This is a genomic window from Pseudomonas sp. ITEM 17296, from assembly GCF_028895205.1.
GTDB lineage: Bacteria > Pseudomonadota > Gammaproteobacteria > Pseudomonadales > Pseudomonadaceae > Aquipseudomonas > Aquipseudomonas kermanshahensis.
Window position 1 is genome coordinate 140,888 of the sequence record NZ_WJRS01000012.1, and the last position, 12,911, is coordinate 153,798.

Below are 12,911 nucleotides of genomic sequence, written 5' to 3' on the forward strand. Positions count from 1 at the left end.
GGGATTCCCGCAGGCGTTTTCATAGGCTCAACGCGCGGTCATGTGCATGGCCAATTGCACCAGGCCGATCAGTATCAGAATGAACAGCAGGGTGAACACGGTACCCATCGCAATGAAATGGCTGGCTTTGCCGTGGGTGAAATCGCGTGCGCGGTTCTTGCCGCTCTGCACACCGAAGGCGGCGGCGAGGATGCTGTGCAGCATTTGCCAGAAGGTGGGGGGCTTGCCTTGGCTTGAGTCGTCCATGGGGGCTCCTGGGTATTCGGAGGCAATCAGGGACAGTGTAGGCAATGGAAGGGATGTTGGCTTCGTTGGCCTCTTCGCGGGCAAGCCCGCTCCCACAGGAGGGGCGCGCAAATCCCTGTAGCAGCGGGCTTGCCCGCGAAGAGGCCAGTCAGGCTAGAACGGTCTTAGCTGTCGTACCCAAGGTTCGGCGCCAACCAACGCTCACTCACGCTCACCTCCTGGCCTTTACGCGCGCTGTAGCTGTCGATCTGGTCCTTGTCGACCTTGCCCACGGCAAAGTACTGCGCCTGCGGGTGGGCAAAGTACCAGCCGCTGACCGCCGCCGCCGGGAACATCGCAAAGTGTTCGGTCAGGAACACGCCGCTTGGGCCTGTCTCGCCAATGGCCGTGCCATCGAGCAGGCGGAACAGGGTTTCTTTCTCGGTGTGGTCCGGGCAGGCCGGGTAGCCGGGGGCAGGGCGGATGCCGCTGTACTGCTCCTTGATCAACGCTTCGTTGTCCAGGTGCTCGTCGCGGGCGTAACCCCAGTGCTCTTTACGCACCTGCTCGTGCAGCCATTCGGCGCAGGCTTCGGCCAGGCGGTCGGCCAAGGCCTTGACCATGATCGAGCTGTAGTCATCGCCCTTGTCCTGGTAGGCCTTGGCCACTTCCTCGGCGCCGATGCCCGCAGTGGTGATGAAGCCGCCGACGTAGTCGGTGACGCCGCTGTCTTTGGGTGCGACGAAGTCGGCCAGCGACCAGTTTGGCTTGTTGTCGGGCTTGATGGTCTGCTGGCGCAGGTGGTGCAAGGTGGCCAGGGGCTGGCCGTCATCGCCATAGACCTCGATGTCGTCATCGGCGACCTGGTTGGCTGGCCAGAAGCCGAACACGGCGCGGGCACTGATCAGCTTCTCGTCGATCAGTTTGTCGAGCATCTCGCGGGCGTCATTGTACAGCGACGTCGCGGCCTCGCCGACCACTTCGTCGGTGAGGATGCGCGGGAATTTGCCGGCCAGGTCCCAGGAGATGAAGAACGGCGTCCAGTCGATGTACTCGGCCAGGGTGCGCAGGTCGATGTCTTCCAGCACCTTCACACCGGTGAAGGTAGGTACGGCTGGCTGGTAGCTTGCCCAGTCATACTGCGGTTTGGCCGCGATGGCCTTGGCGTAGCTCAGGCGCTCGGTGCGGGCACTGCGGTTGGCGGTGCGCTCGCGCACTTCGACGTAATCCTGGCGGGTCTTCTCGACGAAGCCGGGCTTGAGCTCCTTGGACAACAATTGGGTTGCCACACCGACGGCGCGCGAAGCGTCGGTGACGTAGATCACCGCGTCGTTGCTGTACTTGGGTTCGATCTTCACCGCCGTGTGCGCCTTGGAGGTGGTCGCGCCACCGATCATCAGCGGCAGGTTGAAACCCTGACGCTGCATTTCGCGGGCAACGTGGACCATCTCGTCCAGCGACGGGGTGATCAGGCCGGACAAGCCGATGATGTCGCATTTCTCGTCGCGTGCGGTCTGCAGGATTTTCTCGGCCGGCACCATCACGCCCAGGTCGACGATGTCGTAGCCGTTACAGCCCAGCACCACGCCGACGATGTTCTTGCCGATGTCGTGCACGTCGCCCTTGACCGTGGCCATCAGGATCTTGCCCTTGGCTTCGGGCTTGTCGCCTTTTTCGGCTTCGATGAACGGGATCAGGTGTGCCACGGCCTGCTTCATCACGCGCGCCGACTTGACCACCTGCGGCAAGAACATCTTACCGGCACCGAACAGGTCGCCGACCACGTTCATGCCGCTCATCAGCGGGCCTTCAATGACTTCGATCGGGCGCGCGCACTGCTGGCGGCACTCCTCGGTGTCTTCGACGATGTGCGCGGTGATGCCTTTGACCAGGGCATGTTCCAGGCGTTTGCCGACCGGCAGCGAGCGCCAGGCTTCGTTTTCGACTTCCTTGGTGGCGCCGCCGCCTTTGTAGTCGTCGGCGATGGCCAGCAGCGCATCGGTGCCTTCCGGGGTGCGGTTGAGCACCACGTCCTCGACCTTGTTGCGCAGGTCGGCCGGGATCTCGTCGTAGATTTCCAGCTGGCCGGCGTTGACGATACCCATGGTCAGGCCATTGCGGATGGCGTGGAACAGGAACACCGAGTGGATCGCTTCACGCACCGGGTTGTTGCCGCGGAACGAGAACGACACGTTGGACACACCACCCGAGCTCAAGGCGTGGGGCAGGTGGTCGCGGATGTAGGCGCAGGCTTCGATGAAGTCGACAGCGTAGTTGTTGTGCTCTTCGATGCCGGTGGCGACGGCGAAGATGTTCGGGTCGAAGATGATGTCTTCCGGCGGGAAGCCGACTTCGTTGACCAGGATGTCGTAGCTGCGCTTGCAGATTTCCTTCTTGCGCGCGGCGGTGTCGGCCTGGCCGACCTCGTCGAAGGCCATCACCACCACGGCGGCGCCGTAGCGCTTGCACAGGCGGGCGTGGTGCTTGAACTGCTCGACGCCTTCCTTCATGGAAATCGAGTTGACGATGCCCTTGCCCTGGATGCACTTGAGGCCCGCCTCGATCACTTCCCACTTGGAGGAGTCGATCATGATCGGCACGCGGGAGATGTCCGGCTCGCCGGCGATCATGTTGAGGAAGCGGACCATGGCGGCCTGGGAGTCGAGCATCCCTTCGTCCATGTTGATGTCGATCACCTGGGCGCCGGCCTCGACCTGTTGCAGGGCCACTTCCAGGGCTTCGGTGTAGTTCTCTTCGCGGATCAGCCGGGCGAACTTGGCGGAACCGGTGATGTTGGTGCGCTCGCCCACGTTGACGAACAGCGACTGGCGGTCGATGGTGAACGGCTCCAGGCCCGACAGGCGGCAGGCCTTGGCGATTTCCGGGATCTCACGTGGCTTGTACTTTGCAACCGCCTCGGCGATGGCCTGGATGTGGCCCGGGGTGGTGCCGCAGCAGCCGCCGATGATGTTAAGGAAGCCGCTGGCAGCGAACTCCTCGACCACTGCGGCCATTTCGGCCGGGGTTTCGTCGTACTCACCGAAGGCGTTGGGCAGGCCGGCGTTGGGGTGCGCCGAGACGTGGGTGTCGGCCTTGGTCGACAGCTCTTCCAGGTACGGGCGCAGGTCCTTGGCGCCGAGGGCGCAGTTGAGGCCGACGGAAATCGGCTTGGCGTGGCGCACCGAGTTCCAGAAGGCTTCGGTGGTCTGGCCCGACAGGGTGCGGCCCGAGGCGTCGGTGATGGTGCCGGAGATCATGATCGGCAGTTCGACGTTGTCATCCTCGAACACCTGTTGCACGGCGAAGATCGCCGCCTTGGCATTGAGGGTGTCGAAGATGGTTTCGATCAGGATCAGGTCGGCGCCGCCCTCGATCAGGCCGCGGGTGGCCTCGATGTAGTTTTCTACCAGCTCGTCGAAGGTGACGTTGCGGTAGCCGGGGTCGTTGACGTCCGGGGAAATCGAGCAGGTGCGGCTGGTCGGGCCCAGTACGCCGGCGACGAAGCGCGGTTTGTCCGGCGTCTCCAGAGTCTTGGCGTCGGCCACCTGGCGGGCGATGCGCGCGCCTTCGACGTTCAGCTCGTAGACCAGCGACTCCATGCCGTAGTCGGCCTGGGAAATCTGCGTGGCGTTGAAGGTGTTGGTTTCGAGAATATCGGCGCCAGCGTCCAGGTAGGCTTTCTCGATCGCGGCGATGACATCGGGGCGGCTAAGCAGCAACAAGTCGTTGTTACCTTTCACATCGCTTGGCCAATCGGCAAAGCGCGTGCCACGATAGTCGTGTTCCTCGAGGCGATAACTTTGGATCATAGTACCCATGCCGCCGTCGAGGATCAGGATGCGCTCTTTGAGTGCGTGCTGGAGTGCTTGGAGACGAGCGCTGCGGTCGGACATAGGAACTACCTGGTCGGGCGAATATCAGAAGGTGCCGAATCATAACAAAGCTGCGCGGTTTTTAGGCGCACTGCCCATTTGCATGAATTTAGCTCATGTTGGCGCACAAGCACCCAAGGACGACCAGGCAATCGTGATGGCTTTCAAGAACCAGGACTTTCCGCACATGGTGCATCGTTGTATTCGTGCTTGGGCGGGCGTTTTCGCCTTGCTCATCAGTGGCGCGACCTTCGGGCAGGCTGCCCAATCGAGCCCGGCTATTTTCTACACCCGGGATATCCAGCCGATTTTCACCGAGAAGTGCGTGGCCTGCCATGCCTGCAACGACGCGGCCTGCCAGCTCAAGCTGGAAAGCCCTGAGGGCGCGGTGCGGGGGGCAACCAAGGTGCCGGTGTACCAAGGTGACCGCAGCGCGGCGGTGCCGACCACGCGGCTGTTCTACGACGCCCACAGCGAGGGCGAGTGGCGCAAGAAGGGCTTCTACTCGGTGCTTGACGGCCAGGGCAGCCAGGCCGCGCTGATGGCGCGCATGCTCGAGCTGGGGCACAAGACGCCGCTTACGCCCAATGCCAAGCTGCCCGAGGACATCGTCTTGGGCATCAACCGCAACAACATGTGCCCTTTGCCCCATGAGTTCGACGCCTACGCCGGCGCGCACCCTAAAGAAGGTATGCCGCTGGCGGTCACCGGCCTGACCGACCAGGAGTACACCACCCTGCAACGCTGGCTGGCGGCTGGCGCGCCGGTGGAGTACCAGCCGATTCAGCCGAGTGCGGTCGAGGCCAAGCAGATCGCCGACTGGGAAGAGCTGCTCAACCGCCCGGGTTCGACCGAGGCGCTGGTTGGCCGCTGGCTTTACGAGCACCTGTTCCTTGCGCACATCTACTTCGTCGGCGGCGAGCAGGGCCACTTCTTCCAGTGGGTGCGGTCCCGCACGCCCAGTGGCCAGCCGGTCGACGTGATCGCGACCCGACGTCCCAACGACCCGCCAGGCACCGACTTTTACTACCGGCTGATGCCGGTGCAGGGTGTGATCGTGCACAAGACGCATATCACTTACCCAATGGGGCCGCAGAAGCTCAAGCGGGTCAAGCAACTGTTCTACGCGGGTGACTGGCATGCCTCGGCGCTGCCAGGCTATGGCCCGCGCCACCGGGCCAACCCGTTCGAGACCTTCGAGGCGATCCCGGCGGTGGCGCGTTACCAGTTCATGCTGGACAACGCCGAGTACTTCGTGCGCACCTTCATCCGTGGCCCGGTGTGCCGTGGGCAGATTGCAACCGACGTGATCCGCGACAACTTCTGGGCGCTGTTCCAGGAGCCGGCCCATGACCGCTACATCACCGATGCCCAGTACCGTGGCGAGGCCACGCCGCTGCTGGCCATGCCGGGGCAGATCGACGACGTGGGCAGTGTGCTGGGCCTCTGGCATGCCTACCGCGACAAGCGCAACGAATACGAAAAACTGCGCCGCGAAGCCTATGCCGAAATGCCGGCGCCGGGTTGGTCGACGCTGTGGGCCGGTAACGACAATGCACTGCTGAGCATCTTCCGTCACTTCGACAGCGCCTCGGTGACCAAGGGCCTGATCGGAGATGTGCCGCTCACCGTGTGGCTGTTCGACTACCCCTTGTTCGAGCGCACCTACTACCAATTGGCCGTCAACTTCGATGTGTTCGGCAACGTTTCGCACCAGTTGCAGACCCGCCTGTACTTCGACCTGATCCGCAATGGCGCGGAGGTCAACTTCCTGCGCCTGATGCCGGCCGACCAGCGTGGCGCGATCCTCAGCGACTGGTACCAGAACAGCGGCAAGGTGAAGATGTGGCTCGATTACGAGGACATCGACACTGACACCCCAAGCGGTATCAAGCTGGACCCGGCGAACCCAAAACGCGACTTTGGGCTCAAGCTGGTGCAGCGTACCGGCAGCCTGAATGCAGCACCTGACCCGATCAACCGCTGCCAGGGGGCTTACTGCTCGCGGCCGCAGATGAACGAAGCGTTCCGCAATGTCGAGCAGTCGCTCAGCCGCCTGGTGTCGCGCCCGGCTGCCGGGCTCAAGGTCATCAACCAGCTGCCTGAGGCGACGATGCTGCGTATCGAAGGGCAGGGCGGCCAGCGCCAGGTGTACAGCCTGCTGCGCAACCGTGCGCACAGCAACGTTGCCTTCCTACTGGGTGAGGCCTACCGCTATCAGCCTGGGCTGGACACCCTGACCTTGTACCCAGGCGTGCTCAGCAGTTACCCGAATTTCATCTTCAACATTCCGGCCGAGGACGTGCCCGAGTTTGTCGAGGACATGGAGTATGCGCGTGATGATGCTGGCAAATTCGAGCGCATCGTCATGCGCTGGGGCGTGCGCCGCAGCCATCCGCAGTTCTGGCAGTACTTCCATGACCTCAATAGCTACATCAAGGAGACCCAGCCAGTGGAAGCGGGTGTGCTGGACATGAACCGCTACGAGAACCTCTGATCGGTCAACCTGACCTTTCCGAAACAACTGCGGTCGGAAAGGTTGGGTGGTCTTGATCGATTGCAGGGGGGCTGCTTTGCAGCCCTTCGCGGGTGAACCCGCTCCCACAGGGATAGCGCTGGCCTCTTGACCGGTGCAGTACCTGTGGGAGCGGGTTTACCCGCGAACGAGCGCGTAGCGCTCGCCTCTGCACTCGGCCAGCGGCCTCAATGCACCGGCAATCGCAGGGTATTTCATGCTGTATTCGCTTCAGGCACTGCGGGCGTTCGCCGCCTGGGTGGTGGTCTGCCACCATTTCATGCAGATCTTCTTCGACTTCAAGGCCAGCGGGCCCATCGGCCAACTGCTCACCGACCGGGGCGCTGTCGGCGTCGACATCTTCTTCGTCATCAGCGGCCTGGTTATCTACCTCTCCACCCGCGACAAAGCCATCGAACCCCGCCAGTTCCTGCTCAACCGGGTGCTGCGCATCGTCCCGGCGTACTGGTTCTACACCTTGGTCATGGCGGGCCTGCTGCTGGCGGCCAGCCGCTGGATGCCGCACCAGGAATTCGACTGGCACCACCTGCTGTTGTCGCTGCTGTTCGTGCCTGCGGAAAACCCCGGCGGGTATGGCCTTTATCCGACCTTGAACGTGGGCTGGACGCTGAACTTCGAGATGTTCTTCTACCTGCTGTTCGGCCTGGCATTCCTGGTCCGCCAACGCCATCAGCTGCTGCTGGTCACTGTCGCGCTGCTGCTGGTGAGTGAAGTGCTGGGGCGGCTGGGTGTGCTCAGCCGCTTCTACAACAACGGCATCATTTATGAGTTCCTGCTCGGCATCGGCCTGGGTGTGCTATATCGGCGCGGTGTGATCCGCCAGGGCATCTGGACGCCCCTGGCGTTGCTCGCGGTGGCGGGGTATGCCACCTACCACCTCGACGCCTCCCAGCGCCTGCTGCATTGGGGCCTGCCGAGCGCGCTGGTGGTGCTGGCCTTTGTCTCCCTGGAGCCGTTGTTCGCGGGTAACCGGCTGCTCAAGGCGCTGGGCGACTGTTCGTATTCGGTCTACCTGATTCACGTGCTGGTGCTGTATGCCGGCTGGTTCGCCAGCCAGCGGCTGCACCTGAACCCGTACCTGGTGTTTGCCCTGTGCGTGCCGTCCATTGGACTAATGTCGTGGTTCAGCTACCAGTGGCTGGAGCGCGGCCTGTATCGGCGGATGCAGGCCTGGCTGGCGGCGCCACGGGGGCAGGCGCCGGCGTATGCGCTTTCCCGAGTCAAATACTAGGACTTTGTACAAGGGCCAGGTTGGCGTACACTTGGCCGCAAGTCTGTGAGGAACTTCCATGAGCGCTATAACCATTACCGACGCCGCCCATGATTACCTGGCCGATCTGCTCTCCAAGCAGAATACGCCCGGCATCGGCATCCGCATTTTCATCACCCAGCCAGGCACCCAGTACGCAGAGACGTGCATTGCCTACTGCAAGCCGGGCGAAGAGAAGCCTGACGACACCGCCGTGGGTCTGAAGAGCTTCACCGCTTACCTCGATGCAGTCAGCGTACCCTTCCTTGAAGACGCGCTGGTCGACTACGCCACTGACCGCATGGGCGGCCAGCTGACCATCAAGGCGCCGAACGCCAAGGTGCCGATGGTCAACGAAGACAGCCCGATCAACGAGCGTATCAACTACTACCTGCAGACCGAGATCAACCCGGGCCTGGCCAGCCATGGCGGCCAGGTAAGCTTGGTGGACGTGGTCGACGACGGCATCGCTGTGCTGCAGTTCGGCGGCGGTTGCCAGGGCTGCGGCCAGGCCGACGTGACTCTGAAGGAAGGCATCGAGCGCACCCTGCTCGAGCGGATTCCGGAGCTCAAAGGTGTGCGCGACGTGACCGACCACACCCAGAAGGAAAACGCGTACTACTGATACCAGGGTTCGCCGCTTCCTTAGCAACAAACTGTTACGAGTTCAACCCCTGCGACAACAGGCCGCAGCCCGTATTCAAAGGGCTGCAGGCCAGCTGCGCCTTCGTCGGGTAGAAGCACTTGGGGTGTCATGTAAGAATGCCCCGGTTTTTCGGCTGGCCCGTCCCAAGGGCCGGTACCTTTCCTGTAAAGGATGGCCTGTAAAGGATAGTTCCATGAATGATCTGTATACCCGGCGCGCGGTTGTCGCCGGGATGGGCGTTCTCGGGCTTGGCCTGCTGGCTGGCTGCAGCCCGGCCCGGGGTCTTGAGTTCAAGTACGGCAAGAACATGAGCAACGAAATCCTTGGGCGCAAGTTCAACCTCAAGGACCCCCAAGGCAACCCACGTACCCTGTCGAGCTTCTACGGCAGCATGCCGATGATTTTCTTCGGCTTCACCCAGTGCCCGGCGGTCTGCCCGACCACGCTGGCGCGGGCGGCGCAAATCAGGCAGTTGCTCAGGGGCCGCGACCGTGACTTGTTCCAGGTGGTGTTCATTACCCTGGACCCGGAGCGCGACACCCCCGAAGTGCTTGACGCCTACGTCAAAGCGTTCGACCCCTCGTTCACCGCGCTGACGGGCACCCCCGAAGAAATCGCCGAGGTGGCCAAAGAGTTCAAGGTGTTCTACGAGAAGGTCCCGGCCGGTGATACCTACACCATCTCTCATTCTTCCACCAGCTACGTCTACGATACGCGTGGCACCCTGCGCCTGAGCCTGGGCCATTCCCTGAATGCCAAGGAATGCGCTGAAGACCTGGTCACCCTGATGGAGATTTGCTAATGGCTGTTTCACTGCAACCGATCAAACGCGGCCTGGCCGCCATCGCCCTGCTGGGCCTTGCCCTGCCAGCCCTGGCCCAGACCACCGTGAGTGATGCCTGGGTCCGCGCCAGCGTGCCGCACCAGCAGTCCACCGGTGCCTTCATGACCCTCACGGCCAGCAGCGACAGCAAGCTGGTTGGCGTTGAATCGCCTGTGGCAAAGACCGTGCAAGTGCATGAAATGACCATGAACGGCGACGTGATGGGCATGCGCGAGGTCAAGGCCGTCGAGTTGCCGGCTGGCAAAGCAGTCACCCTGGACCCGAACGGCCTGCACGTGATGCTGATGGGGTTGAACCAGCAGGTGAAAGAAGGCGAGCAGGTGCCACTGACCCTGGTCATCGAAGATGCCAAAGGCGGCAAGGAAACGCTGCAGGTGCAAGCGCCAGTGCGTCCGCTCAACGCCGAGGCAGGCGGTGGGCATGACCACATGCACATGAAACACTGATTCATCTGGGGCCGCGCATAGCGGCCCCAATTCATTCAGCTACGAAAACGCGGCAATGGCCTGTCGAGGGTCAGCGAGGTCAAGGTCTTGCGTACCTGGGCTTCGTCGGCCTCCAGGGCCTTTAGACTCGCGCGGATCTTGCCGGCGGCGGGCACATCGCCCTGCCGGTCGATCCAGTCGGCAATCTCCTTGCAGGCACTGCTCAGGCAGGCCTGACGCTGGTTCATCAGCGATATGAGGGTGGTGAGCTCTCTTTCGGACATGGCAGGATCCTCCAATTCAGCCCTGTCAGTGTAGCAGTGGCCAGCAAGCTTGCCTGGGGCCGGGTGTCGCAGGGCGTCAGCTTGGCAGGCAGGCGCTGCGGTATGCGCCTGGGGTCACCCCATATGCCTGCTTGAACTGCCGGCTCAAGTGGCTCTGGTCGGCAAACCCAAGCGCAAACGCCACCTCCGAAGCCGCCTGGCCGCGTTTCAAAAACTCACGGGCACGGGCCAGGCGCCGTTGCTTGAGCCAGGCATGGGGCGGCAGGCCGGTGGCCTGGCGAAACACCCGGGCGAAGTGGAAGGGTGACAGGTTGACCGCCGCCGCCAGGGCTTCAAGCGATGGCGGGTCGGCCAGCTGGCTCTCCAGCAGTTCACGGGCGCGGGCCACCGCCTGTGGCTCATGGCCGGGTGCAGCGGGTTCGGCGCATTGCCCATGGCGTTGCACCAGGGCCAGCACGGCATGGCGCCAGGCAGTCTGCTGTTCCAGGGCACTGGCTGCGCCTTCGGACAACTGGTGCAGCTGGCTGAAGGCGAGCGCCAGGGCCGGGTCCTGGATCACACTGTCCTTGAAGGTGGGCATGCCGTGGCGGCCCAGTTCCAGCTCCTCCAGCACGCCCGTTACCCGCTCATGTTCTGGGTAGAAACCGCGGTAGCGCCAGCCGGCTTCGTGGGCGGTGGCGCCGGTGTGCAGTTCGTCGGGGTTGATCAACACCATGCTGCCCACCGGGGCCAGGTGTTCGCTGCCGCGATGCCAGAAGCGCTGGGCGCCCGACTCGATCACGGTGAACACGTAGCCTTCATGCACGTGCGGGGCGAAGCGCTGCTGGAAATACCGCGCGTGCAGCATTTCGACGTCGCCCAGCGCCGGCGCCTGCCACAGGTGCGTCTGCTCGCGCAGGGGCGTGGTCATGCCAGCCAGCTGCGCAGGAGGAAGAAGATCAACATGCTCACCAGCATGCTCAGCAACACGCTGCGGGTCAACAGCACCAAGATGACGGCCACCACCGAGCCCAGCAGATAAGGGTTGAGCAGGCTCAGGTTCAACTGGTGGTCAGGCATGAAAATGATCGGCCCGCAGATGGCGGTGAGCATGCCCGGCACCGCGAAGCCCAGAAACTGCCGGGCATTGGAACTCAGGCGCAAGGGCAGGCGTGGTTCAAGAAACGCATAGCGATTGAGAAACACGATGGCGCCCATGGCGAAAATCAGTAACCAGGTCATGCGCGGCCTCCAAAGCACTTTTGGCAAATGAAGCCGGCGCCCATGCCGAGCAGGCCCGCGGCCACCAGGGCAGTTTCCCAGTGCCAGGCACTGAACAGGACCGAGCAGAACAGCGACACGGCCACGCACACCACCGTGGCCAGATTGCGCACCAGTGGCGCGATCAGGGCGACGAAGGTGGCGACAATCGAGAAGTCCAGGCCCAATTGGTCGAGGTGGGGGATGTTCTGGCCAAGGACGATGCCTGCCAAGGTGAACAGGTTCCAAGCGATGTAGAAGGTCAGGCCCACACCCAGCGCATACCAGCGATTGAACTGCTGCTGGTCGTAATGGCTGGTCAGGGCAAAGAACTCGTCGGTCAGCAAAAAGCCCAGGCCCAACCGCCAGCGCAGCGGCTGGTTCGACAGTACCGGGCGCATGGACAGGCCGTACAGCAGGTGCTGCGATGTCAGCAGCAAGGTGGTGAGCAGGATCGAGGCCAGGTTGGCGCCGCCCTTGAGCATGCCGATCGCCACCAGTTGTGCAGCACCGGCGAAGACGATGGCCGACAGCCCCTGGCCTTGCCAGGCGCTCAGGTTGGCCTCAATGGCCATGGAGCCGGCCAGCAGGCCCCAGGGGGCGACGGCCAGTGAAAGCGGGAGGATGGCGATGGCGCCATGAACAAAGGCTTGGCGAGCGATGTGTGGGTTGTGGGGCATGGTGGCTGCAACGCGTGTACTCGGTTGGGCAGCATGCCAGAGTGAAGCGGGCGATGGCTTGAACGATCTTGCTGGTTTGTCGACTCGCCGCTATCGATGGCTGGTCAACCAGCGCTGCGCAGTCGAGCATCCGTTGATGTCCACGGCCTTTTGCAGCAAGGCCTGGCGATGCCCTGGGTCAAGGTCGGCCAGCACCCGGTACACCTCGGCCTGGTAGTCACGCTGGCGCCCCCACTGCATGTTCAGGCCTTGCGGCTGGCTGCGGTTGCAGGCCAGTCGTGTGGTGGGCTGTGGGTAGTAGGGAGCGTATTGGGGGGCCATGCTTGGGATCGCCTCCAGCGCAGCGCGATAGTCTGCGCTGGCGTTGTAGGGCGGGCACCAGGTGGCAATGGCCGGTGCCGGTGGCGCGAAGCCTTGCTTGAGGCTCGCCTCCAGCAAAGGGCAGGCAGCGTCCGGGATCTGGGCCACCGGCAGGTAGGTCATGTAGTACAGCGCCAGCCGGTACTGGGCCACGGGGTGGCCAAGCTCCACCGACTTTTTCAGCAGTGCCACGGCGGTGGGCAAGGTGTGCGCGAGGGCCTGGCCCTGGCGGGTGAGCTCCGGGTCGCTGCCCACGGCAGTGCGCAGTGAGCTGGCGCCGTCGTCCTGGCTGTCGGCCTGCTCGAGCAAGGGCAGGGCCTGGCGGTAGAGCAAGTCGGCATGAGGGTCTATGCGCACGTCGAGCGCTTGCGCGGCCAGTGGCATCAAGGCGATCACCAGCGGCGACAGGGTTGCCACACGACTCACAGGCAGGCCTCGTGGGACGGGCAGTCACGACAGGCGGCCAGTGGTTGATGCACGGCTTGGATGTTCATCACAGGTACAGGTACGCCTCGGGCGAATCGGAACGACGACGTATTCTAGCCACCCAA

The 12,911-nt window shown here is 63.2% G+C and carries 12 protein-coding genes; 5 read left to right on the forward strand and 7 right to left on the reverse strand.

All coding sequences use genetic code 11. The annotated features are described in order from the left end of the window. Window positions 1-27 precede the first annotated feature (27 nt). Both GIB19_RS15485 and metH read right to left on the reverse strand, forming a co-directional pair. Window positions 28-246, reverse strand: coding sequence for a DUF2970 domain-containing protein (locus GIB19_RS15485; protein ID WP_099453514.1), 219 nt, complete (start codon window positions 244-246; stop codon window positions 28-30). Window positions 247-410: 164 nt separating this feature from the next. Beyond that, window positions 411-4,118: a methionine synthase gene (gene metH, locus GIB19_RS15490; RefSeq protein ID WP_274887106.1), complete on the reverse strand. Its 3,708-nt coding sequence runs from the start codon at window positions 4,116-4,118 to the stop codon at window positions 411-413. A gap of 136 nt (window positions 4,119-4,254) precedes the next feature. On the opposite strand from metH, the gene GIB19_RS15495 reads away from it, so the two are divergent. The 5 genes from GIB19_RS15495 (at window position 4,255) to GIB19_RS15515 (ending at window position 9,818) form a co-directional block, all read left to right on the forward strand. Continuing rightward, window positions 4,255-6,594, forward strand: coding sequence for a fatty acid cis/trans isomerase (locus tag GIB19_RS15495; protein WP_446731385.1), 2,340 nt, complete (start codon window positions 4,255-4,257; stop codon window positions 6,592-6,594). 235 nt (window positions 6,595-6,829) lie between these two features. Next, window positions 6,830-7,864: an acyltransferase family protein gene (locus GIB19_RS15500; protein WP_274887107.1), complete on the forward strand. Its 1,035-nt coding sequence runs from the start codon at window positions 6,830-6,832 to the stop codon at window positions 7,862-7,864. A 58-nt stretch (window positions 7,865-7,922) separates the two neighbouring features. Next, a complete protein-coding gene (nfuA, locus tag GIB19_RS15505) occupies window positions 7,923-8,507 on the forward strand; it encodes a Fe-S biogenesis protein NfuA (RefSeq protein ID WP_012271640.1) in 585 nt (194 codons plus the stop codon). 214 nt (window positions 8,508-8,721) lie between these two features. Continuing rightward, window positions 8,722-9,330, forward strand: a complete 609-nt coding sequence (locus tag GIB19_RS15510; RefSeq protein ID WP_027593876.1) for an SCO family protein — start codon at window positions 8,722-8,724, stop codon at window positions 9,328-9,330. Then, complete coding sequence (locus GIB19_RS15515) at window positions 9,330-9,818, forward strand: copper chaperone PCu(A)C (RefSeq protein ID WP_099429891.1); 489 nt, start codon at window positions 9,330-9,332, stop codon at window positions 9,816-9,818. The genes GIB19_RS15510 and GIB19_RS15515 overlap by 1 nt, the downstream gene beginning before the upstream one ends. Window positions 9,819-9,853: 35 nt before the next feature. Here the strand turns inward: GIB19_RS15515 and GIB19_RS15520 are convergent, their stop codons facing one another. The 5 genes from GIB19_RS15520 to GIB19_RS15540 form a co-directional block, all read right to left on the reverse strand. After that, the gene (locus GIB19_RS15520; RefSeq protein ID WP_027593874.1) at window positions 9,854-10,081 is read right to left on the reverse strand and encodes a hypothetical protein; all 228 of its coding nucleotides are present in this window, start codon (window positions 10,079-10,081) and stop codon (window positions 9,854-9,856) included. Window positions 10,082-10,157: 76 nt separating this feature from the next. Further along, on the reverse strand, window positions 10,158-10,991 hold the full coding sequence (locus GIB19_RS15525; protein ID WP_085273250.1) for an AraC family transcriptional regulator: 834 nt from the start codon (window positions 10,989-10,991) through the stop codon (window positions 10,158-10,160). Then, window positions 10,988-11,302 (reverse strand): AzlD domain-containing protein, encoded by a 315-nt coding sequence (locus GIB19_RS15530; RefSeq protein WP_099429890.1) that lies wholly within the window; start codon window positions 11,300-11,302, stop codon window positions 10,988-10,990. The genes GIB19_RS15525 and GIB19_RS15530 overlap by 4 nt, the downstream gene beginning before the upstream one ends. Further along, complete coding sequence (locus GIB19_RS15535; protein WP_238210734.1) at window positions 11,299-12,000, reverse strand: AzlC family ABC transporter permease; 702 nt, start codon at window positions 11,998-12,000, stop codon at window positions 11,299-11,301. Before GIB19_RS15535 ends, GIB19_RS15530 begins: the two co-directional genes overlap by 4 nt. A 90-nt stretch (window positions 12,001-12,090) precedes the next feature. Further along, the gene (locus GIB19_RS15540) at window positions 12,091-12,786 is read right to left on the reverse strand and encodes a sel1 repeat family protein (protein ID WP_027593870.1); all 696 of its coding nucleotides are present in this window, start codon (window positions 12,784-12,786) and stop codon (window positions 12,091-12,093) included. Window positions 12,787-12,911: the final 125 nt, after the last annotated feature.

Excerpts from the sequence above, each read along its gene's own strand:
- GIB19_RS15485 (WP_099453514.1), bottom strand. The coding sequence starts at position 246 with ATGGACGACTCAAGCCAAGGCAAGCCCCCCACCTTCTGGCAAATGCTG.
- metH (WP_274887106.1), bottom strand. The coding sequence starts at position 4,118 with ATGTCCGACCGCAGCGCTCGTCTCCAAGCACTCCAGCACGCACTCAAA.
- GIB19_RS15495 (WP_446731385.1), top strand. The coding sequence starts at position 4,255 with ATGGCTTTCAAGAACCAGGACTTTCCGCACATGGTGCATCGTTGTATT.
- GIB19_RS15500 (WP_274887107.1), top strand. The coding sequence starts at position 6,830 with ATGCTGTATTCGCTTCAGGCACTGCGGGCGTTCGCCGCCTGGGTGGTG.
- nfuA (WP_012271640.1), top strand. The coding sequence starts at position 7,923 with ATGAGCGCTATAACCATTACCGACGCCGCCCATGATTACCTGGCCGAT.
- GIB19_RS15510 (WP_027593876.1), top strand. The coding sequence starts at position 8,722 with ATGAATGATCTGTATACCCGGCGCGCGGTTGTCGCCGGGATGGGCGTT.
- GIB19_RS15515 (WP_099429891.1), top strand. The coding sequence starts at position 9,330 with ATGGCTGTTTCACTGCAACCGATCAAACGCGGCCTGGCCGCCATCGCC.
- GIB19_RS15520 (WP_027593874.1), bottom strand. The coding sequence starts at position 10,081 with ATGTCCGAAAGAGAGCTCACCACCCTCATATCGCTGATGAACCAGCGT.
- GIB19_RS15525 (WP_085273250.1), bottom strand. The coding sequence starts at position 10,991 with ATGACCACGCCCCTGCGCGAGCAGACGCACCTGTGGCAGGCGCCGGCG.
- GIB19_RS15530 (WP_099429890.1), bottom strand. The coding sequence starts at position 11,302 with ATGACCTGGTTACTGATTTTCGCCATGGGCGCCATCGTGTTTCTCAAT.
- GIB19_RS15535 (WP_238210734.1), bottom strand. The coding sequence starts at position 12,000 with ATGCCCCACAACCCACACATCGCTCGCCAAGCCTTTGTTCATGGCGCC.